The organism is Kitasatospora sp. NPDC056731 (assembly GCF_040687675.1).
GTDB lineage: Bacteria > Actinomycetota > Actinomycetes > Streptomycetales > Streptomycetaceae > Kitasatospora.
This window is the reverse complement of record NZ_JBFBNR010000014.1, coordinates 186251-208428: the sequence shown is the minus strand read 5'-3', so window position 1 is coordinate 208428 and position 22178 is coordinate 186251. Positions and strand designations below refer to the sequence as shown.

The following is a 22178-nucleotide window of genomic DNA, read 5'->3' as shown; positions in this document are numbered from 1 at the left end:
CGGACCATGCCGAGCGAGCCGTTGTTGATGACCGCGACCTTGATCGGGATGTCGTTCAGGGCGCAGGTGGCCAGTTCCTGGTTGGTCATCTGGAAACAGCCGTCGCCGTCGATCGCCCAGACCGCGGTGTCCGGCCGGCCGGCCTTGGCGCCCATCGCGGCGGGGACGGCGTAGCCCATGGTGCCCGCGCCGCCCGAGTTGAGCCAGGTGCCCGGCTTCTCGAAGCGGATGAACTGCGAGCTCCACATCTGGTGCTGGCCGACGCCCGCGGCGTAGATCGCCTCGGGGCCGACCAGTCGGCCGATCCGCTCGATGACCTGCTGCGGGGAGAGGCGGCCGCCCGGGGCGGGCTCGTAGCCCAGCGGGTAGGTCTTCTTCCACTCGTCGAGCTTCTCCCACCACTGCGAGTAGTCGCCCTTGTGTCCGGCGTCGAACTCGGCCTGGACGGCGACGATCAGGTCGGCCAGCACCTCGCGGGCGTCGCCGACGATCGGCACGTCGGCGGGGCGGTTCTTGCCGATCTCGGCCGGGTCGATGTCCGCGTGGACGACCTTGGCGTGCGGGGCGAAGCCGTCCAGTTTGCCGGTGACCCGGTCGTCGAAGCGGGCGCCGAGGGTGAACAGCAGGTCGGCCTTCTGCAGCGCGGTGACGGCCGGGACGGAGCCGTGCATGCCGGGCATGCCCAGGTGCTGCGGGTGGCTGTCGGGGAAGGCACCGAGCGCCATCAGGGTGGTGACCACGGGGGCGCCGGTCAGCTCGGCGAGGATCCGCAGCTCGGTGGTGGCCCGCGCCTTGATCACGCCGCCGCCGACGTACAGCACCGGGCGCTTGGCGCCCACCAGCATCTTCGCGGCCTCGCGGATCTGCTTGGCGTGCGGCTTGGTGACCGGGCGGTAGCCGGGCAGCGAGAGCTCGACCGGCCAGCGGAAGGTGGTGGTGGCCTGGAGCGCGTCCTTGGCGATGTCGACCAGGACGGGGCCGGGGCGGCCGGTGGCGGCGATGTGGAACGCCTCGGCGATCACCCGGGGGATCTCGGCGGGGTCGGTGACCAGGTAGTTGTGCTTGGTGATCGGCATGGTGATGCCGCAGATGTCCGCCTCCTGGAAGGCGTCGGTGCCGATCGCCTTGGAGGAGACCTGGCCGGTGATCGCGACGATCGGCACCGAGTCCATGTAGGCGTCGGCGATCGGGGTCACCAGGTTGGTCGCGCCCGGGCCGGAGGTGGCCATGCAGACCCCGACCCGGCCGGTGGCCTGGGCGTATCCGGTGGCGGCGTGGCCGGCGCCCTGCTCGTGCCGGACCAGGATGTGGCGCACCTTGGCCGAGTCCATCAGCGGGTCGTACGCGGGAAGGATGGCCCCGCCCGGGATGCCGAAGACGGTGTCCGCGCCCACGGCCTCCAGCGAGCGGATGAGCGACTGGGCGCCGGTCATGGTTTCGACGACGTGCTGGGGAGCGGGAGCGTGGGCGGCCGTGGTGTCCCCGCGGCGGGGGGATGCGGCGTGCTCAGTCATCTGCCTGTCTCTTCTCGGAATGTGCCGGCCCGGTGGTTGCGGGCCCCGGTGGTGCAAGGGTGGGGTCCCGGTTTCGGGCCGATCGCCGGCTCTGCCCCAATCGTCCCGCTTCCTCCCCGGAAATCGGAGCGGATCGGGCGGTCGGAGCCAGGGGTCTTGCGGTGGTGGAACAGCGTCAGTGCAACAAAAAACCCCTCGTGCCAAGGGCATGCGAGGGGTGGCGCGTCGGTCTGTCACAAGCGGGGTGTGAACCCGCTCAGCCGACGCGCCCGCCAAGTACGAGAATTCGGGTGCGCATGGCAACGACCCTCCTCCTGTCCGGGGGCGCGTGTCAAGCAGGTGGGATGACCGTCTCGCCATGCGGACCTGGCCCTGGACCGGTCACCGCGCGGCGTTCGGGCAGGTCGGGGGCACCGTGGTGATGCACGACACGCCCCCCGCCGCCCTCCCCGCGGCCACCCGTCCGGGCCTCCGCGGCCAGGTACGCGCGCCGGGCCGAGACCGAGCCGAGCGGTCTGGGCAGCGGGTAGCCGCGGCGCACCAGCGCCCGGCGCAGCCGGGTCTCGTCCAGCGGCGGCGCGAAGGCCGAACCCTGGGCCTGCCGGCAGCCCAGCTCCTGGAGCGCGGCGACCTGGCGGGGCAGGTCCACCCCCTCGGCGCCGGTGACCAGGCCGAGGTCGTGGCCGAGCCGCAGGGCGTGCCCGGCGAGCGTGCGGCTGAGCGCGGACTCCCCGAGGTCCTGCACGAGCGTGCGGTCCAGTTTGAGCCCGTCCAGGGGCAGCCGGGCCAGCTCGCCGAGCGAGCCGCTGCCGGCGCCGTAGCCGGCCAGCACGGTGGTGACCCCGAGCCGGCGCAACGCGGCCAGCCGGCGGCCGAGTTCGTCGGCGAGCGAGTCCGGGCCCATCCGGGCCACCTCGATCACCAGCTCGCCGGCCGGCAGCCGGCTGTCGCGCAGCGCCGCGGCCACCGTCTCGTACAGGCCGGGCGAGCACAGCCGCTCGGTGGAGAGCCGGACCGCGACCGGGACGGGCGCGGGGCCGCTGCGGCTGCGGCCGGACTGGCCGCGCCGGTTGGCCGCGGCCGTCACCGCCTCCTGGACCAGCCAGCGGGAGAAGCGGGTGGCCGCGTCGCCGTGGTCGGCCGAGCGCAGGAACTCGGCCGGGGTGAGCAGCAGGCCGCCCGCCGAACGCCAGCGGGCCTGTGCCTCGACGCCGGTCACCGCGCCGCTGCCGAGGTCCACCACGGGCTGGTGGAGCAGGGTGAAGCCGCCCTCCCGGACGGCGGCCCGCAGCCGCTCCTCCAGTTCGGTGCGGCGCTCCAGATCGGCCCGCATCGCGGGGTTGTAGAGCACCACCCGGCCCTTGCCCTCGGACTTGGCCCGGTACATCGCGAGGTCGGCGTTGCGCATCAGCTCGTCGGTGGCCGCCCTCGGGTCGGCGGCCGGGCCGCGTTCGGGGGTGCCGAAGGCGATGCCGATGCTGGCGGCGACACCGAGTTCGGCGCCGCCGATCCAGTACGGCTCGGAGAGCGCGATCCGCAGCCGCTCGGCGAGCTCCTGGACCTGGAGCCGGCCGAGCGGGCCGCAGACCAGCGCGGCGAACTCGTCGCCGCCGAACCGGGCGACGGTGTCCCCGCAGCGGACGGCCCCCTGGAGCCGGCGGGCCGCCTGCACCAGCAGTTCGTCGCCCACCTGGTGGCCGGCCGTGTCGTTGACCGCCTTGAAGCCGTCCAGGTCGAGGAAGAGCACCGCGACCCCGGCGCCGCCCTCGCCCTGCTGGCCGCGGGCGGCGAGGGCGGCCCGCAGCCGCTGGGCGAACAGCGCCCGGTTGGGCAGGTCGGTGAGCGGGTCGTGGAAGGCGTTGTGCTGCAACTGGGCCTGGAGTATCACGCGTTCGGTCACGTCCCGGCTGTTGAGGATCAGGCCGTCACGGTGCCGGCTGACCGTCGACTCGACGTGCAGCCACTCGCCGCCGCCGGAGCTGATCCGGCACTCCACCCGGGCGGACGGCTCGGCGGTGCCCGGGGAGCGGTGGGCGGTGAGCCGGACCCTTGCCAGGTAGCGGCGGACCTCGGCGAGCACCCGGTCCACGTCCTCCGGGTGGACCAGGTCCAGCAGGTTGCCGCCGACCAGTTCCTCCGGGTCCCGCCCGTAGACGCCGAGCGCGGCCGGGGAGACGTAGGAGAGCACTCCGTTGGCGCCGGCGATCATGATGACGTCGCTGGAGCCCTGCACCAGGGAGCGGAAGTGTGCCTCCTTGTGGGCGAGTTCCTGGGCGAGCGAGAGGTTGTCGAGCAGCATCACGCCCTGGCGCAGGATGAGCGCCAGGCCGACGGTGCAGGCCGCCGCGGCCACCACCCGGTCCAGTTCCCGCCCGCCGAGGGCGTTGTAGAGGATCCCGGCGGTGCACACCGCAGCGGCCGCGTACGGGGTGAGCGCGCTGAAGGTGGTGGCCACCCGGCGGCGCGGCAGGCCTCCGGCCGAGGGGTGCTCGCGTAGCGGGCGGCGCCAGCGCGGCGACCACGGCGCCCAGGCCAGCAGCAGGCTGCCGGAGAACCAGCCGGCGTCCAGCAGTTCGCCCGAGCGGTAGCTGCTGCGCAGCTCCGGGGAGGTGAACAGGGCGTCGCACAGGACGGTGACGGCCAGCGCCACCATCGCGGTGTGCACGGCCGCCCGGTTGCCGTCCCGGCCGCCGAAGCGCAGCCCGACGACCAGGCTGACCAGCAGGATGTCCAGCACCGGGTAGGCCAGGTTGAGGGCCAGCCGCAGTGGCGAGCCGACTTCGCCGGCGGCGATCCGGCCGAGCGCCAGGCTCCAGCTGAGGGTGAACAGCGAGCCGGCGATCAGCCAGCCGTCGAGCAGCAGGCAGAGCCAGCCGGCGGCCGAGCGCGGGCGCTGGGCGAGCACCAGGACACCGGTGATGGCGAGCGGGGAGAACAGCAGGAAGGCGTACTCGGCGAGCGAGTCCTGCGGCAGCGGACTGCGGGCGACCAGTTCGTACCAGCCCCAGGTGCCGTTGCCGCAGGCCACCATGAGCGAGGAGAGGCCGAACAGCAGCCAGGCCGGGCGGGCGCGCCCGCCGGCTGTGCAGCCGTACACCAGGCAGGACAGCGCGGCCGCGAGCGCCGCCGCGGCCAGGCCGAAGTCGCCCATGAAGATGGAGAGTTGGAAGGATCCCCAGCCGGTGGCGGCGCCCAGGGCGTAGGCCAGGCAGAGCGCGCCGAGGACGAGGCCGGGCAGCGTCCGGCTCTCCCGGAGCCGGCCCAGCGGGCCGCGCCGACCGGGGGCGGGCGGGCCGGCTGCGGCTGCGCCGGGCGCGGACGTGTCGGGCTCGGACGCGTCGGCGGGTGGCACGCCCGGCCGTCCGGCCCCGGGCAGCACCGTATCGGTGGAGCTCACTCGGCCTCTCCCCCTCCGGCCCGGGGCCTGGCGCCCCGGCCACGGGCCACCGGCCGCGCGCCTCTCGGTCGTACGCGGTGGCCTGGCGCCCCGTCAGGACGGAGGCCCAGGGGGTGGGCGGCCTTCCGGTCACCACACCGCACCGATGTTCCCGATCGGGACCCTACACCAAATCCGTCACTCAATGACACATGCACTCAACTTAGAGTAATGGCGAGGGGGTGGGGAAATGCACCCGATTCCGGCGGATCGGCCCGGTTGGCGGCGGCGCGCGACCAGGGGCTCACGCGGCGCGCACGGGAGCACGCGACGGCGCCCGGCCCCGGGCCGCCCGGACCGGAGACGGTCGGGGGGCCCGGCGCCGGGCGCTCGGGTCAGCGGGAGGCCCGGGGGGACAGGGCCTACGCCGGATCGTCCGGGAACAGCCGCAGCCGGTGCGCCAGCGCTGCCGCCTCACCCCGGCCGGTGACCGCGAGCTTGCCCAGGATGTTGGAAACGTGCACGCTCGCGGTCTTCGGAGAGATGTACAGCTCCTCCGCGATCTGCCGGTTGCTCCAGCCCCGCGCCAGCAACCGGAGCACGTCCCGCTCACGGGGGGTGAGGCCGAAGGACTCCCCGGCGGGCGGGGTCGCGGCCAGCCCGGCGGCCGGGTGCGCGGCCGCCGCCGGGGTCAGCGTCAGCCCGGCCCGGTCGGCCAGGCCCGCGACCTCCGCCAGCAGCGGACGGTCACCCCGGACGGTGGCCAGTTCCCGCGCCTCGCGCAGCAGTTCGACCCCGGCCTCGCGCCGCCCGGCCAGCACCTCGGCCTCGCCGGCCCGCAGCAGGGCGACCGCCAGCGGGTACGGCAGCCCGGTCGGCCGCAGCGCGGCGACCACGGCGGCCCACTGCTCCGGGGTGTCGGCGGCCTCGGCGCGGGCCAGTTCGCCCTCCAGCAGCCGGGCCCAGCCGTGGTGCATCGGCGCCCGCGGCCGCAGCCGGGCCGCCCGCGCGGCGATCGCGGCCAGTGCCTCGGCCCGGCCCGCCGCGGCCTCCGGCAGGCCCCGGCTGTCCGCCTCCACCGTGGCGGCCTCGACCAGCAGCGGGTACACGTCGGACTCGTGGCCGAGCCGCCCCTCCTCCGCCAGCGCGGTGAGCAGTTCCTCCCGGGCCTCCAGCGGCCGACCGGCGAGCGCGGCGATCCGCACCGCCAGCCGGCTGATCGGCACGCTGTGCTGGAGCTGGCCGACCCGGTTGGCCGACCGGGCCTGCGCCAGCATGGTCGCCGCGCCGGCCAGGTCCCCGCGCAGCAGCGCGAGGTCGCCGCGCATCCGGTCCAGGAACTCGGCGTGGGTGCCGGTCAGGCTGGTCAGCTCGCAGGCGTCGAGCACCTCGGCGGCCTCCCGGATCCGCCCCAGGTCGGTCAGCGCCTCGGCCAGGTTGCCGGTCAGGATGGTGCCGATGTTGCGCAGCAGGCCGTTGCCGTCCGCGTAGACCAGGCCCTCGCGGGCCAGCACCACCGCCTCCTCGGCCCGGCCCACCCCGCGCTGCATGCTGGCCAGGTTGTTGACGCCGCGCAGCAGCAGGTCGGGCACGCCCAGCCGGCGGGCTGCCTCGACCGCCCCGGCCAGTTCGGCCAGCCCGCCGTCGGCGTCGCCGTGCACGTCGTAGCGCAGGCCGCCGAGCGTCATCCGGGCGTGCACCTCGACGGAGTGCGCGCCGACCTCCTGGGCGATCCGGATCGCCCGCTCGGCCAGCTCGATGTGCTCGGGGCCGGGCTTCTTGAGCATCGCCACCCCGGCGCCGAGCGCGAACACCTCGGCCTGGACGGCGGACGGCGGCAGGTGGTCGACCAGCCGGTGCGCGTGCAGGATCTCCTCGTCGTCGCCGGAGCGGCGCAGATTGCCCAGCATCCGGGCCCGGTTGATCCGGAACCAGGCCGCGCGCACCGGGTGCACGGCCTCGTCGACCAGCCGCAGCCCCCGCCTGGCGAGGCTCAGGCCGCGCTCGCGGTCGCCGCAGCGCCGGGCCGCGACCACCGCCTCGGCCAGCACGTCGACCAGCTGGATCCGGTCGCAGTCCCCGTCGGCGGTGCTGTGGTCGCAGGAGCCCGGCGGGTAGGTCTCGGCCCAGTCGTACGGGCGCAGGGTGTGCGCCAGCACCTCCTCGGAGACCATGTCCCACAGTTCCAGGGCCCGTTCCAGCATGCCCAGTTGCTCGGCGAAGGCGTTGCGGCGGCGGGCCGCCCGGGCGGCGTCCAGGGCGGTCGGCAGGGCGCGGGCCGGATCGTGCGCGTGGTACCAGTAGTTGGCCAGCCGGGCGGGCAGGGCGTCGCAGGAGACCAGCTGCGGCTGCGCCTCCACGGCGAGCGCGAACTTGCGGTTGATCCGGTGCCGTTCACCGGGCAGCAGGTCGTCCGAGACCGCCTCGCGGACCAGCGCGTGCCGGAAGCGGTAGCCCTCGCCCTCGCCGTCCGGGCGCAGGATGTTGGCGCCGACGGCCGCCCGCAGCGCCTCGATCAGCGCCTCCTCGTCGTCGTCCAGGACGGCCGCCAGCAGGGCGTGCTCGACGTGCGAGCCGCCCTCGGCGGCGATCCGCACCACCCGCTGGGCCTCCTCGACCAGGCTCTCCACCCGGACCAGCAGGATGTCGCGCAGCGAGTCGGTGAGCCCGGCGCCGCAGCCGTCCTCGAAGGCGGTGGCCAGCTCCTCGACGAAGAACGGGTTTCCCTCGGAGCGGCGGTGGATGCGGTCCACCAGCTTCCGGTCGGGGTCGGCGGTGCCGAGGATGCCGGCCAGCTGGGCGGCGACCTCGCCGCGGCCGAACCGCTCCAGCTCCAGCCGCTGGACGGTGCGCAGCCGTTCGAGCTCGGCCAGGAAGGGGCGCAGCGGGTGGCGGCGGTGCAGGTCGTCGGAGCGGTAGGTGGCGACCAGCAGCACCCGGGACCGGTGCAGGGTGCGGACCAGGAAGGCGAGCAGTTCGCGGGTGGAGCGGTCGGACCAGTGCAGGTCCTCGACGGCGAACACGAGGGTACGCTCCGCGCCGAGCCGCTCGAACAGCCTCGCGGTGTGCTCGAACAGCCGGGCCCGGCCGTACTCGTCGTTGGGTTCGCCGTCGGCCTCGCCGAACTCGGGCAGCAGCCGGGCCAGGTGCCCCTCGCTGCCGACCGCCGCGGCCTCCAGCTCGGCGCCCAGCGAGCGGTGCAGCCGGCGCAGCGCGGCGGCCAGCGGGGCGTACGGCAGGCCCTCGGCGCCGATCTCCAGGCAGCCGCCGAGCGTGGTGACCGCTCCCCCGGCGGCGGCCCGCTCCAGGAACTCCTCCAGCAGCCGGGTCTTGCCGACGCCCGCCTCGCCGCCGATCAGCACGGCCTGCGGGCTGCCGGAGCCGGCCCGGCGCAGCGCGTCGGTCAGTTCGGTGATCTCGCTGCCGCGGCCGACGAAGACGGGACTCACCGATATCTGCTGCATGGAGGCGAGCATGCCATAGCCGGAGGTGGCGGGCCGAGGGGTTATCTCCCCTGGCGAACGCCCGGAGGGGGAGGCGCTCCCCTGCTGCGCCTCCCCCTCCGAAACTCCCTCGGCACCGTCGTGGTGCCGGTCCGTCAGCATTCGCGCTGGCGCGCGGGGCGCCGCTGGAAGCGGGCGGCCACCGGACGCTGCCGCAGGCGGCGCCCCTCCTTGGCCTCCCGGACCAGGCGCTCGTGCTCGGCGCGGACGGCCAGCTCGTGGGCGTGCTGCTGGATGAGCTCGTACTCGATCACTTTCGGTTCCCCCTGTGGGTTTCACTGCGTTTCGCTGTCGAGTAAGACTTTCCTCTCCCAGCGGGGGGTGCCGCATCGGAAGCCCTACCGATCTTCCGGGCCCCGGATGCCTTAGATCGGGGCCCCGGGAACGGCAAAGGCCCGGTCTTACCTCGTTTTAGAGGTGAGACCGGGCCTTAGGCCTTACTTAGAGGGCCTTAGACGCCTTAGACGCCTTAGGACCTCAGGCAAAGACGCCCAAATTCTCTGGGTTGTGCCTACTGCCCCTCGACGGCGAGCCGCTCCAGGATCAGGTCCTTGACGCGGGCCGCGTCGGCCTGGCCGCGGGTGGCCTTCATGACCGCACCGACCAGCGCGCCGACCGCGGCGACCTTGCCGTCGCGGATCTTGGCGGCGATCGCCTCGTTCTCGGCGATGGCCTGGTCGACGGCCGCACCGAGCGCGGAGTCGTCCGAGACGACGGCCAGGCCGCGCTTCTCGACGACCTCGTCCGGCTCGCCCTCGCCGGCCAGCACGGCCTCGATGACCTGGCGGGCCAGCTTGTCGTTCAGCTTGCCCTCGGCGACCAGCGCGGTGACCCGGGCGACCTGCGCCGGGGTGATCGGCTGCTCGCTCAGCTCGGTGCCGGTCTCGTTGGCCCGGCGGGCCAGCTCGCCCATCCACCACTTGCGGGCCTGGTCGGCCGGGGCGCCGGCGGCGATGGTGTCCTGGATCGGCTCGACGGCGCCGGCGTTCAGCACCGACTGCATGTCCTTGTCGGACAGGCCCCACTCGGCCTGCAGCCGGGCCCGGCGCACCCGCGGCAGCTCGGGCAGGCCTGCGCGCAGCTCCTCGACCCAGGCGCGGGCGGGGGCGATCGGCACCAGGTCCGGCTCGGGGAAGTAGCGGTAGTCCTCGGCGTTGTCCTTGATCCGGCCCGAGGTGGTGCTGCCGTCCTCCTCGTGGAAGTGCCGGGTCTCCTGGATGATCGTGCCGCCGTCGGTCAGCACGGTGGCGTGCCGCTGGATCTCGAACCGGGCGGCCCGCTCCACGCTGCGCAGCGAGTTGACGTTCTTGGTCTCCGAACGGGTGCCGAAGGTCTCGGTGCCGTTGGGGCGCAGCGACAGGTTGACGTCGCAGCGCATCTGGCCCTTGTCCATCCGCGCCTCGGAGACGCCCAGCGCCTTGATCAGCTCGCGCAGCTCGGCGACGTACGCCTTGGCGACCTCGGGGGCGCGCTCGCCGGCGCCGGTGATCGGCTTGGTGACGATCTCGATCAGCGGGATGCCGGCCCGGTTGTAGTCGAGCAGCGAGTGGGTGGCACCGTGGATGCGGCCGGTCGCGCCACCGACGTGGCTGGACTTGCCGGTGTCCTCCTCCATGTGGGCGCGCTCGATCTCCACGCGGAAGGTCGAGCCGTCCTCCAGCTGCACGTCGAGGTAGCCGTTGAAGGCGATCGGCTCGTCGTACTGCGAGGTCTGGAAGTTCTTGGGCATGTCCGGGTAGAAGTAGTTCTTCCGCGCGAACCGGCACCACTCGGCGATCTCGCAGTTCAGCGCCAGGCCGATCTTGACGGCCGACTCCACGCCGATCGCGTTGACCACCGGCAGCGAGCCGGGCAGGCCCAGGCAGGTCGGGCAGGTCTGGCTGTTCGGCTCGGCACCCAGCTCGGTCGAGCAACCGCAGAACATCTTGGTCTTGGTGCCCAGCTCGACGTGGACCTCAAGGCCCATCACCGGGTCGTACGACGCGAGAGCGTCCTCGTAGGAGACCAGGTTCATGACGCTCACAGCGTCCCCTTCACTAAAAGACTTGGGAGGTACGGGCCCGGCCGCCGCTCGCGCGGGGCCGGGCCGGGGCGCTCAGCTCAGCCCAGCAGGACGTCGTCGGAGCCGAGCTGGCGCAGCTCGCGCACCAGCAGGGCGGTACCGGTGATCAGCGCGGCGGCGCCGACCAGGGCGTTGACCAGCTTGAGGGTGTCGCTCTCCTCGCGGGCCTTCCGGACGTCCTTGACGACCGAGACCGCGCCGAAGGCGCTGGTGCCGATGGACAGCCAGAGGCCCGGCTTGCTGTGCTTGAAGCCCTTCAGGGACGACGGTGCCTTGAGGGACGACGGGGCCTTGGCCTTCTCGATCTTGCTCACAGTGCCGGTGCCTCCTCCAGCAGGGTGTGCCCCCACTTGTCGTTGAGTGCGGCCTCGACGGCGCCGCCCACCCGGTACAGGCGGTCGTCCGCCATCGCGGGTGCGATGATCTGCAGGCCGACCGGGAGATTGTCCTCCGGGGCCAGACCGCAGGGCAGCGACATGGCCGCGTTGCCCGCGAGGTTCGACGGAATCGTGCAGAGGTCGGCCAGGTACATCGCCATCGGGTCGTCGGCGCGCTCGCCGATCGGGAAGGCGGTGGTCGGCGTGGTCGGCGAGACCAGCACGTCCACGCCCGCGAAGGCGGCGTCGAAGTCGCGCGAGATGAGCGTGCGGACCTTCTGGGCCGAGCCGTAGTAGGCGTCGTAGTAGCCCGAGGAGAGGGCGTAGGTGCCGAGGATGATGCGGCGCTTGACCTCCGGGCCGAAGCCGGCCTCGCGGGTCAGCGCGGTGACGTCCTCGGCCGAGCGGGAGCCGTCGTCGCCGACCCGCAGGCCGTAGCGCATCGCGTCGAAGCGGGCCAGGTTGGACGAGGCCTCGCTGGGCGCGATCAGGTAGTACGCCGGCAGCGCCAGGGTGAAGGACGGGCAGGAGACCTCGACGACCTCGGCACCCAGCTCGCGCAGCAGCTCCACCGACTCGTTGAAGCGCTCCATCACGCCGGCCTGGTAGCCCTCGCCGGCGAACTCCTTGACCACGCCGATCCGCATGCCGCGCACGTCGCGCAGCTTGGCGGCCTCGACCACGGCCGGGACGGGCGCGTCGATCGAGGTGGAGTCCATCGGGTCGTACCCGGCGATGGCCTCGTGCAGCAGCGCCGCGTCCAGCACGGTGCGGGCGCACGGGCCGCCCTGGTCCAGCGAGGACGAGAAGGCGACCAGGCCGTAGCGGGAGACCGAGCCGTAGGTCGGCTTGACGCCGACGGTGCCGGTGACGGCGCCGGGCTGGCGGATCGAGCCGCCGGTGTCGGTGCCGATCGCCAGCGGGGCCTCGAAGGCGGCCAGCGCGGCGGCCGAGCCGCCGCCGGAGCCGCCGGGGATGCGGGAGAGGTCCCACGGGTTGCCGGTCGTGCCGTAGGCGGAGTTCTCGGTGGAGGAGCCCATCGCGAACTCGTCCATGTTGGTCTTGCCGAGGATGACCACGCCGGCGTCCTTGAGACGGGTGGTCAGCGTGGCGTCGTACGGCGGGATCCAGCCTTCGAGGATCTTGGAGCCGCAGGTGGTCGGCACACCCTTGGTGGTGAAGACGTCCTTCAGCGCGAGCGGGACGCCGGCCAGCGGGCCCAGCTCCTCGCCCTTGGCGCGCTTCTCGTCGACGGCCTTGGCGGCGTTCAGCGCGCCCTCGGTGTCGACGTGCAGGAAGGCGTTGACCTTCTTGTCGACGGCGCCGATGCGGTCCAGGTGCGCCTGCGCCACCTCGACGGCGGACACCTCGCCCTTGGCGATGGCGGAAGCCGTCTCAGCGGCGGTGTACTTGATCAACTCGGTCATCTCGGTCAGTCCTCCCCGAGGATCTGGGGCACGCGGAAACGCTGCTCCTCGGCGGCGGGGGCGCCGGACAGCGCCTGCTCCGGGGTGAGCGACGGCCGCACCTCGTCCGCGCGCATCACATTGGTCAGCGGGAGCGGGTGGGAGGTCGGCGGGACGTCCTGTCCGGCGACCTCGGAAACGCGGGCGACCGCGCCGATGATCACGTCGAGCTGCTCGGCGAAGTGGTCCAGCTCTTCGGGCTTCAGCTCAAGACGCGACAGCCGGGCGAGGTGGGCGACCTCCTCGCGCGTGATGCCAGGCATGCAGCGATCCTCAGGGTGAGTTCTGGTGAGGCCCGGCGCCGCGCGCAGGCGGTGCCGGGCCCGGGCAGGAGCAACCGGTCCGGTGCTCCGTCCTCGTGGTCTTTGGACCCCATCCTATGGGGCCCGGCCCGGCCACCGGCCAACGAGTAAGCGTGTGCGCCCGTCACTGCGGCCTGGTGCGGGCCCAACTCTGCGTGCCCGGCGCCTTGATCTCGATCTGCGCGGCCGACACGGGCTGGGGCGCGGGCGCGGCCTGAACGGCCTGCACGGCCTGCACGGCCTGCACGGCCTGCACGGCCTGCACGGCCTGCACGGCCTGCGGGAGCGTCGGGGGCAGCGCGGGGGGCAGCACCGACGGGAGGGTCGACGGCAGCACCGGCGCGATGGCCTGCTGGACCACCGGCTGGGCGGCCGGCGGCAGCACCGGCTGGACCGGCAGGCCCTGGCCCCCCTGCACCGCGTGGAGGGCCGACGGCAGCCGGCCCGGCGGGGGGACCAGCCGCTCCACCGGCGGGGCGCCGGTGCGGTGCACCCGCAGCCAGGCGGTGGCCTGCTCGGCCGGCATCGCGGCCGACACCAGCCAGCCCTGGACGGCGTCCACGCCCATGCAGTGCAGCCGCTCCCAGGTCTCGTCGTCCTCGACGCCCTCGGCGACCACGGTCAGGCCCAGCGAGTGGGCGAGTTCCACCGAGCAGCGCACCACCGCCGCGTCGTGGTCGTCGATGACCATCCGGGAGACGAAGGAGCGGTCGATCTTCAGCTCGCCGACCGGCAGGCTGCGCAGCCGCACCAGCGAGGAGTGGCCGGTGCCGAAGTCGTCCAGGGACATCCCGACGCCGTAGCCGCGCAGTTCGGCGAGGGTGTCGGCGGCCCGGCGGGAGTCGTCCAGCAGCAGCCGTTCGGTGATCTCCAGCTGGAGCGCGTGGGCCGGCACCTGGTGGCGGACGAGGTGGCCGGCGACGCGCTGGGCGAAGCCGGGGTTGAGCACGTCGCGCGGGGAGACGTTGACCGCGACCTGCACCTGGAGGCCCTGGTCCCGCCAGTAGGCGAGCTGCCCGACGGCGGCCTCCAGCACGTAGTCGGTGAGCCGGGGCATCAGGCCGCTGGACTCGGCGAGCCCGACGAACTCGTCCGGCGAGACCCGGCCCTGGCCGGGGCGCTCCCAGCGCAGCAGCGCCTCCAGGCCGACCACCCGGCCGTCGAAGGCCACCTTGGGCTGGTAGTGCAGCTGCACCTCGCCGGTCTCCAGGGCCCGCCGCAGGTCGCCGAGCAGCCCTATCCGGTACGGCGTGTCGGCGTCCTGGGTCTCGTCGTACTGCGCGACGCCGCTGCAACCGCGCTGGGCATGGCCCATCGCCACGTCGGCGCGACGCAGCAGCGCCTCGGCGTCCTGGGCGTGCTGCGGGTAGACGCAGACGCCGGCGCTGGCCTCCAGCACGAGCAGCAGCCCGTCCAGCCGGATCGGCGCGGCGAGTTCGGCGATCAGCGCCTTGGCGACCCGCTCCAGGCTGTCCGGGCAGTTGATGCCGGGCAGCAGCACGGCGAACTCGTCGCCGCCCATCCGAGCCACCATCGGGCGGCCGCGCCGGTAGTTCCGGGGCAGGCCGGCGAAGACGTCGTCGATGGACTCCCGGGTGGCGCTGCCGGCCGGGCCTCCGGAGCGCAGCGCGCGGTGCAGCCGGCGGGCGATGTGCACCAGCAGCCGGTCGCCGGCGGTGTGACCGAGGGTGTCGTTGAGTGATCGGAAGCGATCGAGATCGAGCAAGATGAGACCGACGCTGTAACCTTCCGCACGCTCCGCGATCGCCTCCTGGGCGGCCATCAACAGGGCCTGACGGTTGGGCAGATCCGTCAGCGGGTCGGTCAGCTGGTCACGGGCGCGGTCGCGGGCGATCCGCCAGGCGGCGACCAGCACCGCCAGCGGCACCGCGAACAGCGGCAGCAGTTCGGGCTCGTACCGGTAGACCAGGACGGCCAGCGGGATGAGCGGCGCGGCACCGGCCAGCAGCACGCCGAGCAGCAGGACCGCACCTGCCACCCCCTGCGGCGGGCGTGTGGGCGCACCGCCGGTCGTACGATCCATAAGCCCTGTCCTCCGTCGGGCCCGCCCCGTCAGGCCGCCTTACGGTGAGGCACCGTGCCGGTACCGACAGCTGCCGGGCATGGAGCGACCCCGCGGAGCACCGGCTCAGCCGGTGCCCCCACCCCTGCTGACACTCTGTTGCGCTCCAGGGTATGCCGGGGTCCACCCGGTGGGCAGACTTTCGGACAACCGGAAACGCGCCACCGCGCCCGGGTGTCGCACAGTGACACAATGCCCGCTTTCACGGTGCGACACCCGGTGACGTTGCATCAGGACGATAACAAGACGGGTTCGGTCACGCTCCGCTCGGGTCGGCCTCCGGGGCGGCCTCCGGGGTGGCCTCGGCGGGGGCCGTCCCGACCTCGGGCAGGCCGAGGTGGGCGCGGGCCGCGGCCGCTCCGTCGGCGAGCAGCACGGCGAAGCCGGCGTCGTCCAGGACCGGCAGTCCGAGCTGAACGGCCTTGTCGTACTTGGACCCGGGGTTGTCACCGGCCACGACAAAATCTGTCTTCTTCGATACCGAACCGGTCACCTTCGCGCCGCGCGAGGTCAGCGCCTCCTTGGCCCCGTCCCGGGTGTGCCCGGCCAGGGTGCCGGTGACCACGACGGTCAGGCCCTCCAGCGGGCGCTCCGCCTCCTCCTCGTCGGCGGGCTCCTCGGTGAAGCGGACGCCGGCCGCGCGCCACTTCTCCAGGATCCCCCGGTGCCATTCCTCCTGGTACCACTCGACGACGGAACGGGCGATGATCGGCCCGACCCCCTCGACGGCGGCCAGCTCCTCCTCGGTGGCCGAGAAGATCCGGTCGAGGTCCCGGAACTCCCGTGCCAGCTCCTGCGCCGCGACCGGCCCGACGTGCCGGATCGAGAGGCCGTTGAGGAACCGCCACAGCGGACGTTCCTTCACCCTCTCCAGATTCTCCAGCAGCACGCCCGCCGTCTTCTTGGGCTCGCCCTTCTGGTTCGCGAAGAAGGTGGCCTTCTTCTCCTTGCCGGTGCGGTCGTCCAGCTTGGGCATGCCCGTCTTCTGGTCGCGGACCAGCACCTCGATCGGCAGCAACTGCTCCATCGTCAGGCCGAAGATGTCGCCCTCGTCCCGCACCGGCGCCTCGGCCGGCTCCAGCGGCTGGGTCAGCGCGGTCGCCGCGACATAGCCCAGGCCCTCGATGTCCAGCGAGGAACGGCCGCCCAGGAAGGCGATCCGCTCGCGGATCTGCGCCGGGCAGAACTGCGCGTTGGGGCAGCGCAGATCGATGTCCCCCTCGGACATCGGGCGCAGCTCGGCCCCGCACTCGTGGCAGTGCGAGGGCATCACGAACTCCTGCTCGGTGCCGTCCCGCAGGCTCTCCACCGGGCCGAGGATCTCCGGGATGACGTCGCCGGCCTTGCGCAGCACGATGGTGTCGCCGAGCAGCACGCCCTTGGCCTTGACGACCTGCTGGTTGTGCAGCGTCGCGTACTGCACCATCGAGCCGGCCACCTTCACCGGCTCGGCCAGCACCGCGTACGGGGTGGCCCGGCCGGTGCGGCCGATGCCGACCTTGATCGCGGCCAGCCTGCCGGTGACCTCCTCCGGCGGGTACTTCCAGGCGATCGCCCAGCGCGGGGACTTGGAGGTGGAACCGAGCCGCCCTTGCAGGGCGATCTCGTCCACCTTGACCACGACGCCGTCGATCTCGTGCTCGACCGAGTGCCGCTGCTCGCCGAAGTGCTCGATGAACGCCCGCACCTCGTCGAGCGTCCCGACCACCTTGTTGTGCCGGGCCGTCGGCAGGCCCCACGCGCGCAGCAGGTCGTAGGCGTGCGACTGGCAGTCGATGTCGAAGCCGACCCGGGCGCCGATGCCGTGCACCACCATGTGCAGCGGACGGGACGCGGTGACCAGCGGGTCCTTCTGGCGCAGCGAACCGGCGGCGGCGTTGCGGGGGTTGGCGAACAGGTGGAGCAGCGCCTGCGGACGCTTGCCCTCCTTGGCGCGCTCCTCGTTCTCCGCCCGGCGGCGCTCGTTCTCCGCCGCCAGCGAGGCGTTCAGCTCCTCGAAGGCCTCGGTGGGCAGGTAGACCTCGCCGCGGATCTCGACCAGCTCGGGCAGGTCGTCGCCGGTGAGCTGCTGCGGGATCTCCTTGATGGTGCGGACGTTGGCGGTGATGTCCTCGCCGACCCGGCCGGTGCCCCGGGTCGCGGCGAGGACCAACTGGCCGCGCTCGTAGGTGAGGTTGACGGCCAGGCCGTCCACCTTGAGCTCGCACAGGTAGTGGTAGTCGATGCCGTCCAGCTCGCGGGCGACCCGGTCCGCCCAGGCCGCCAGCTCCTCGTCGTCCATGGCGTTGTCGAGACTGAGCAGCCGCTCGCGGTGCTCGACCTTGGTGAAGCCCTCCGCGACGTCGCCGCCGACCTCCTGCGTCGGCGAGTCCGGCGTCACCAGGGCCGGGTGCGCGGCCTCGACCGCCTCCAGCTCGCGCATCAGGACGTCGAACTCGGCGTCGCTGACGACCGGGGCGTCCTGCACGTAGTACCGGGCGCGGTGCTCGGTGATCTCCACGACCAGCTCGGCGTGCCGCCTGCGCACCTCCGCAGGGACGTCCTCCCAGCCCTCGACAGCCACCACCGCAAGCCCTCCTACGTTCTCATTCCGGGTTGTCCACCAGGCTCTGCGCCGCCCGCGCCGCAAGCGACAGCGCCTTGCGCGCGTACGCCGGGGACGCCCCGGCCAGCCCGCAGGTCGGCGTCACCAGCACGCGGCGGCCCAGCAGCTCCGGGGCGAACCCGAGCCTGCGCCACAAGGTCCTGACACCCTGGACACTACCGGCCGGGTCGGACACCTCCTGGTCAGTGGAGGGCACGACACCAGCGAGGATCGCCGTGCCCGCCTCGACCGCCTCGCCGAGGTCGTCGTCCTCCCGCTCGGTGAGGAGGGAGAAGTCGAGGGAGACCCCGGCCACCCCGGCCCGGCGCAGCAGCGGGAGCGGGACCTGCGGGGCGCAGCAGTGCACCACGACCGGCACGTCCAGGCCGCGGATCGTCTCGCGCAGCACCTCCTCGGCGACCTGCCGGTCCACCGAGCGCAACCGCTGGAAGCCGCTGGCGGTCTTCACCGAACCGGCCAGCACGGCGGGCAGCGAGGGCTCGTCGAGCTGGAGGACCAGCTGCGCGCCGGGCACCCGACGGCGGACGTCCGCCAGGTGGCGGCGCAGGCCCTCGGTGAGCGAGCCGGCGATGTCCCGGCAGGCGCCGTGGTCGGAGAGCGCCTTCTCGCCGTGCCTGAGCTCGATGCTCGCCGCCAGCGTCCACGGGCCCACGGCCTGGAGCTTGAGCGCGCCCTGGTAGCCCTGGGTGAACTCCTCCAGCGCGTCCAGGTCCTCGCCCAGCCAGGAGTGCGCGCGCCGGGTGTCCCGGCCGGGGCGGTCGGCGAACCGCCAGCCGGACGGTTCGGTCTGTGCGAACAGCTCGACCAGCAGGCCGGCGCCGCGGCCGATCATGTCGGCGCCCGGCCCCCGGGCGGGGAGTTCGGGCAGGAACGGCAGCTGCTCCAGCGCGCCGGTGGAGGTCTTGGCGGCCTCCCGTGCGTCGGTGCCGGGCAGCGAACCGACGCCGGTGGCGGCGCCGCGCAGGTCGGGGAAGGTGTCTCCGGTGCTCACCCGCCCGAGCCTAGTGCGCCGCCGCCCCGGCGAGGTCAGCGCCCGGGGCGGACGGTGATGTCGGTGAGCTCCGCGTCGCGGGAGGCGTCCAGGGCGGCGAGGATCGCCTTCACCACCGACTCCGGGGCGATGAAGCGGTCCTCGTCGTAGGCCTTGCCCTCCTGCTGGTGCACCTTGGCCTGCATCGCGGTGGCGGTGCGGCCCGGGTAGACCGAGGTGACCCGGACGCCGTTCGCGTGCTCCTCCTGACGCAGCGCGTCGGCGAGCGCCTTGAGGCCGTGCTTGCTCGCCGCGTAGGCCGACCACTCGGCGGAGGCGCTCAGGCCCGCACCGGAGTTGACGAACACCACGTGCCCCTTGACCAGGCGCAGCGAGGGCAGCAGGAGCCGGGTCAGCTCGGCGGGGGCGACCAGGTTGACGGCCAGGGTGCTCTGCCAGGCCTTGACCGGCAGCTCGCCGACCGCACCCAGCTCCACCATGCCCGCGACGTGCAGGAGGGAGTCGAGCTCGACGGGCAGCGCCTGGTGGCCGAGGGCCCAGGAGAGCTTGGCCGGGTCGCCGAGGTCGCCGACCAGGGTCTGCGCCCCGGGGAAGCGCTCGCGCAGTTCGGCGGCGCGGCGGGCGTCGCGGGCGAACAGCCAGAGGTCGTCGCCGCGCTCGGCGAGACGCTCGGCCAGGACGGCGCCGATGCCGGAGCCGGCGCCGGTGATCAGATGTGCAGCCATGGTGCTGATCTAATCAGGCCTTGAGCTGCTCAAACACCTGAGCCGGGGTGTCGGCGAAGCTGATCAGCTCGGCGAGCGGGCGCGGCAGGAAGCCCTCGGTGTCCATCCGCTCCATCTGCATGCGCAGGCCCGCGTAGAAGCCCTCGGTGTCCAGGACGATCACCGGCTTGTCGAACATGCCGTGCTTCTTGAGCTCCAGCACCTCGGTCACCTCGTCGAGGGTGCCCAGCCCGCCGACCAGCACGACGATCGCGTCCGCCCGGGCGGCCAGCTCCGCCTTCCGCTCGGCGAGGTCCTCGGTCATCACCAACTCGTCGGCGCCGACGTACCCCTTGTGCCTCAGCATCTCGACGAGCACCCCGACCAGCCTGCCGCCCGCCGCCTTCACCTCATCGGCCAGCAGCCCCATCAGCCCGGCGTTCGAGCCGCCCCACACCAGGGTGTGCCCGCCCTCGCCGAGGAGCCGCGCGAACTCGGCGGCGGGAGCGGAGTAGCGGTCGTCGAGCGAGTACGCGGAGCAGAAGACGCAGATATTCATAGTGCTACCTGGTCTATCACGCGGGCCGGGCCTCGCTCACCCCGGTTTCAGGCGCGGACGGCCGGGCGCTCGGTGCTGGCGATGGTGGCGGAGCCGACGACGCGGGTGCCGTCGTAGAGGACGACGGCCTGGCCGGGGGCGATGCCGCGGACGGGGGTGTCCAACTGCACCCGCAGCTCGCCGTCCACGACCGACGCGCTCACCGGCACCTCCTCGCCGTGGGCGCGCAGTTGGGCGGTGTACCGGCCGTCGGCGAGCGGCTCGGTGCCGCACCAGCGCGGCCGGATCGCGGTGAGCCCGGTGACGTCCAGGCCCTCCAGCGGGCCGACGGTGACGGTGTTGTTCACCGGGGAGATGTCCAGCACGTAGCGGGGCTTGCCGTCCGCGGCGGGCCGGCCGATCCGCAGGCCCTTGCGCTGGCCGATGGTGAAGCCGTACGCGCCGTCGTGCTCGCCGAGCTTGGTGCCGTCGGCGTCGAGGATGTCGCCGGTGGCGGTGCCGAGGTGCTTGGCCAGGAAGCCCTGGGTGTCGCCGTCGGCGATGAAGCAGATGTCGTGGCTGTCCGGCTTCTTGGCGACGGCCAGGCCGCGGCGCTCGGCCTCCTCGCGGATGACGTCCTTGGTGGTGTCGCCGAGCGGGAAGAGGGAGTGGGCGAGCTGGTCCGCGTCCAGCACACCGAGCACGTAGGACTGGTCCTTGGCGGCGTCGACGGCGCGGTGCAACTGGCGCTCCCCGGACGGCAGGTCGACGATCCGGGCGTAGTGGCCGGTGCAGACCGCGTCGAAGCCGAGCGCGATCGCCTTGTCGAGCAGCGCGGCGAACTTGATCTTCTCGTTGCAGCGCAGGCAGGGATTGGGGGTGCGGCCGGCCGCGTACTCGGCGACGAAGTCGTCGATGACGTCCTCGCGGAAGCGCTCGGCGAGGTCCCAGACGTAGAACGGGATGCCGATCACGTCGGCCGCGCGCCACGCGTCCCGGGAGTCCTCGATGGTGCAGCAGCCGCGGGCCCCGGTGCGGAAGGACTGCGGGTTGGCGGACAGCGCCAGGTGGACGCCCGTCACCTCGTGCCCCGCCTCGGCGGCGCGGGCGGCGGCGACGGCGGAGTCGACGCCGCCGGACATCGCCGCGAGCACGCGCAGACGGCCGGTGGACGGAGCGGTCGGGGCACCCGGGAAGTCAGTCATGGTGACTACAAGAGTACGGGGCCGCCGTACATGCCCGACCGCCCGGAGGAACTACCGCCGCACCGCCGCCAGACCCGCGTTGCGGGCCCGCTGGACGGCCGGGGCGATGGCCGCGACCAGCGCCGTCACGTCCTCGCGCACCGAGGTGTGCCCGAGCGAGAACCGCAGCGAGGCCCGGGCCAGCGCCGGGTCGACGCCCATCGCGAGCAGCACGTGGCTGGGCTGCGGCACCCCGGCCGAGCAGGCCGAGCCGGTGGAGCACTCGATGCCCTGGGCGTCGAGCAGCATCAGCAGCGCGTCGCCCTCGCAGCCGGGGAAGGAGAAGTGCGCGTTGGCGGGCAGCCGCCCCTCGGCGGCCGGGTCGCCGTTGAGCACCGCGGCGGGGACGGCGGCCAGCACGGCGGCGATCAGTTCGTCGCGCAGCGCGCCGAGCACGACCGCGTGCTCCGGCTGGCGCTCGACCGCGAGGGCCGCGGCGGTGGCGAAGCCGGCGGCGGCGGGCGCGTCCAGGGTGCCGGAGCGGACGTCACGCTCCTGGCCGCCGCCGTGCAGCAGCGGGACGGGCGCGGCGCCGCGCGAGAGCAGCAGCGCGCCGATGCCGAACGGGCCGCCGATCTTGTGCCCGGTGACGGTGAGCGCGGTGAGCCCCGACCCGGCGAAGGAGACCGGGACCTGCCCGAGCGCCTGCACCGCGTCGGCGTGCATCGGGATGCCGTACTCGGCCGCGACGGCGGCGAGTTCGCGCACCGGCTGGACGGTGCCGACCTCGTTGTTGGCCCACATCACGGTGACCAGCGCGACCGAGTGCGGGTCCCGCTCGATCGCCTCGCGCAGCGCCTGCGGGTGCACCCGGCCGAGCGGGTCGACCGGCAGGTACTCGACGTCGGCGCCCTCGTGCTCGGAGAGCCAGTGCACCGCGTCCAGCACCGCGTGGTGCTCGACCGGGCTACACAGCACCCGGGTGCGGGCCGGGTCGGCGCCCCGGCGGGCCCAGTACAGGCCCTTGACGGCGAGGTTGTCGGACTCGGTGCCCCCGCCGGTGAGCACGATCTCGCTCGGGCGGGCGCCCAGCGAGTCGGCCAGCGACTCGCGGGCCTCCTCGACCACCCGGCGGGCCCGGCGGCCGGCCGCGTGCAGGGACGAGGCGTTGCCGACCACCCCCAGGTGCGCCGACATCGCGGCGATCGCCTCGGGCAGCATCGGCGTGGTCGCCGCATGGTCCAGGTATGGCATAACCATCCGATTGTAGAGGGCGCTCCCCGGGCCCCGTCCCGGTGTGCGCACCGATCCGGCCACCGGACGACTCCCGGACGTTACCCGGACCACGCGCCCACCGGACACCGGTGTCCGGCACCCGTTTGACCCGTCGCGCGGCCGAGCGGTTAGCCTGACGGACGCTTCCCGCGGACGGGCCCCGGCCCGGCCCGCGGGCACGGCCCGGGATCACGTCCC

The 22178-nt window shown here is 73.6% G+C and carries 15 protein-coding genes; all 15 read right to left on the bottom strand.

What is annotated here, in order from left to right; genetic code table 11:
- Window positions 1-1514, bottom strand: a 1514-nt coding sequence (locus tag AB0R04_RS17605) for an acetolactate synthase large subunit (RefSeq protein WP_363372033.1), incomplete at its 3' end; no start/stop codon positions are given.
- A 331-nt stretch (window positions 1515-1845) separates the two neighbouring features.
- Window positions 1846-4779, bottom strand: coding sequence for an EAL domain-containing protein (locus AB0R04_RS17600; protein WP_363372059.1), 2934 nt, complete (start codon window positions 4777-4779; stop codon window positions 1846-1848).
- A gap of 533 nt (window positions 4780-5312) precedes the next feature.
- The gene (locus AB0R04_RS17595; protein WP_363372031.1) at window positions 5313-8354 is read right to left on the bottom strand and encodes an AAA family ATPase; all 3042 of its coding nucleotides are present in this window, start codon (window positions 8352-8354) and stop codon (window positions 5313-5315) included.
- 134 nt (window positions 8355-8488) lie between these two features.
- Window positions 8489-8647, bottom strand: a complete 159-nt coding sequence (locus tag AB0R04_RS17590; RefSeq protein WP_159398431.1) for a hypothetical protein — start codon at window positions 8645-8647, stop codon at window positions 8489-8491.
- Between the two features lie 257 nt (window positions 8648-8904).
- Window positions 8905-10416: an Asp-tRNA(Asn)/Glu-tRNA(Gln) amidotransferase subunit GatB gene (gene gatB, locus AB0R04_RS17585; protein WP_363372028.1), complete on the bottom strand. Its 1512-nt coding sequence runs from the start codon at window positions 10414-10416 to the stop codon at window positions 8905-8907.
- Window positions 10417-10493: 77 nt separating this feature from the next.
- Window positions 10494-10769, bottom strand: a complete 276-nt coding sequence (locus AB0R04_RS17580) for a hypothetical protein (protein ID WP_350884604.1) — start codon at window positions 10767-10769, stop codon at window positions 10494-10496.
- Window positions 10766-12259 carry an Asp-tRNA(Asn)/Glu-tRNA(Gln) amidotransferase subunit GatA gene (gene gatA, locus AB0R04_RS17575; protein ID WP_363372026.1) on the bottom strand — a complete coding sequence of 498 codons (1494 nt, stop codon included), beginning with the start codon at window positions 12257-12259 and terminating at the stop codon, window positions 10766-10768. The genes AB0R04_RS17580 and gatA overlap by 4 nt, the downstream gene beginning before the upstream one ends.
- A 5-nt stretch (window positions 12260-12264) precedes the next feature.
- Entirely contained in the window at window positions 12265-12561 is a 297-nt protein-coding gene (gatC, locus tag AB0R04_RS17570) for an Asp-tRNA(Asn)/Glu-tRNA(Gln) amidotransferase subunit GatC (RefSeq protein ID WP_030057414.1), read from the bottom strand.
- A 163-nt stretch (window positions 12562-12724) separates the two neighbouring features.
- Entirely contained in the window at window positions 12725-14644 is a 1920-nt protein-coding gene (locus AB0R04_RS17565) for a bifunctional diguanylate cyclase/phosphodiesterase (protein ID WP_363372023.1), read from the bottom strand.
- Between the two features lie 295 nt (window positions 14645-14939).
- A complete protein-coding gene (gene ligA / locus AB0R04_RS17560) occupies window positions 14940-17246 on the bottom strand; it encodes an NAD-dependent DNA ligase LigA (RefSeq protein WP_363372057.1) in 2307 nt (768 codons plus the stop codon).
- A 22-nt stretch (window positions 17247-17268) separates the two neighbouring features.
- On the bottom strand, window positions 17269-18279 hold the full coding sequence (locus AB0R04_RS17555; RefSeq protein ID WP_244293362.1) for a methionine synthase: 1011 nt from the start codon (window positions 18277-18279) through the stop codon (window positions 17269-17271).
- A gap of 35 nt (window positions 18280-18314) precedes the next feature.
- Window positions 18315-19004, bottom strand: coding sequence for an SDR family oxidoreductase (locus tag AB0R04_RS17550; protein WP_363372020.1), 690 nt, complete (start codon window positions 19002-19004; stop codon window positions 18315-18317).
- A 13-nt stretch (window positions 19005-19017) separates the two neighbouring features.
- The gene (locus tag AB0R04_RS17545) at window positions 19018-19542 is read right to left on the bottom strand and encodes a TIGR00730 family Rossman fold protein (RefSeq protein ID WP_363372017.1); all 525 of its coding nucleotides are present in this window, start codon (window positions 19540-19542) and stop codon (window positions 19018-19020) included.
- A 47-nt stretch (window positions 19543-19589) separates the two neighbouring features.
- Window positions 19590-20726, bottom strand: a complete 1137-nt coding sequence (mnmA, locus tag AB0R04_RS17540; protein ID WP_363372015.1) for a tRNA 2-thiouridine(34) synthase MnmA — start codon at window positions 20724-20726, stop codon at window positions 19590-19592.
- Window positions 20727-20777: 51 nt separating this feature from the next.
- Window positions 20778-21959, bottom strand: coding sequence for a cysteine desulfurase family protein (locus AB0R04_RS17535; protein WP_063347736.1), 1182 nt, complete (start codon window positions 21957-21959; stop codon window positions 20778-20780).
- Between the last annotated feature and the right edge of the window lie 219 nt (window positions 21960-22178).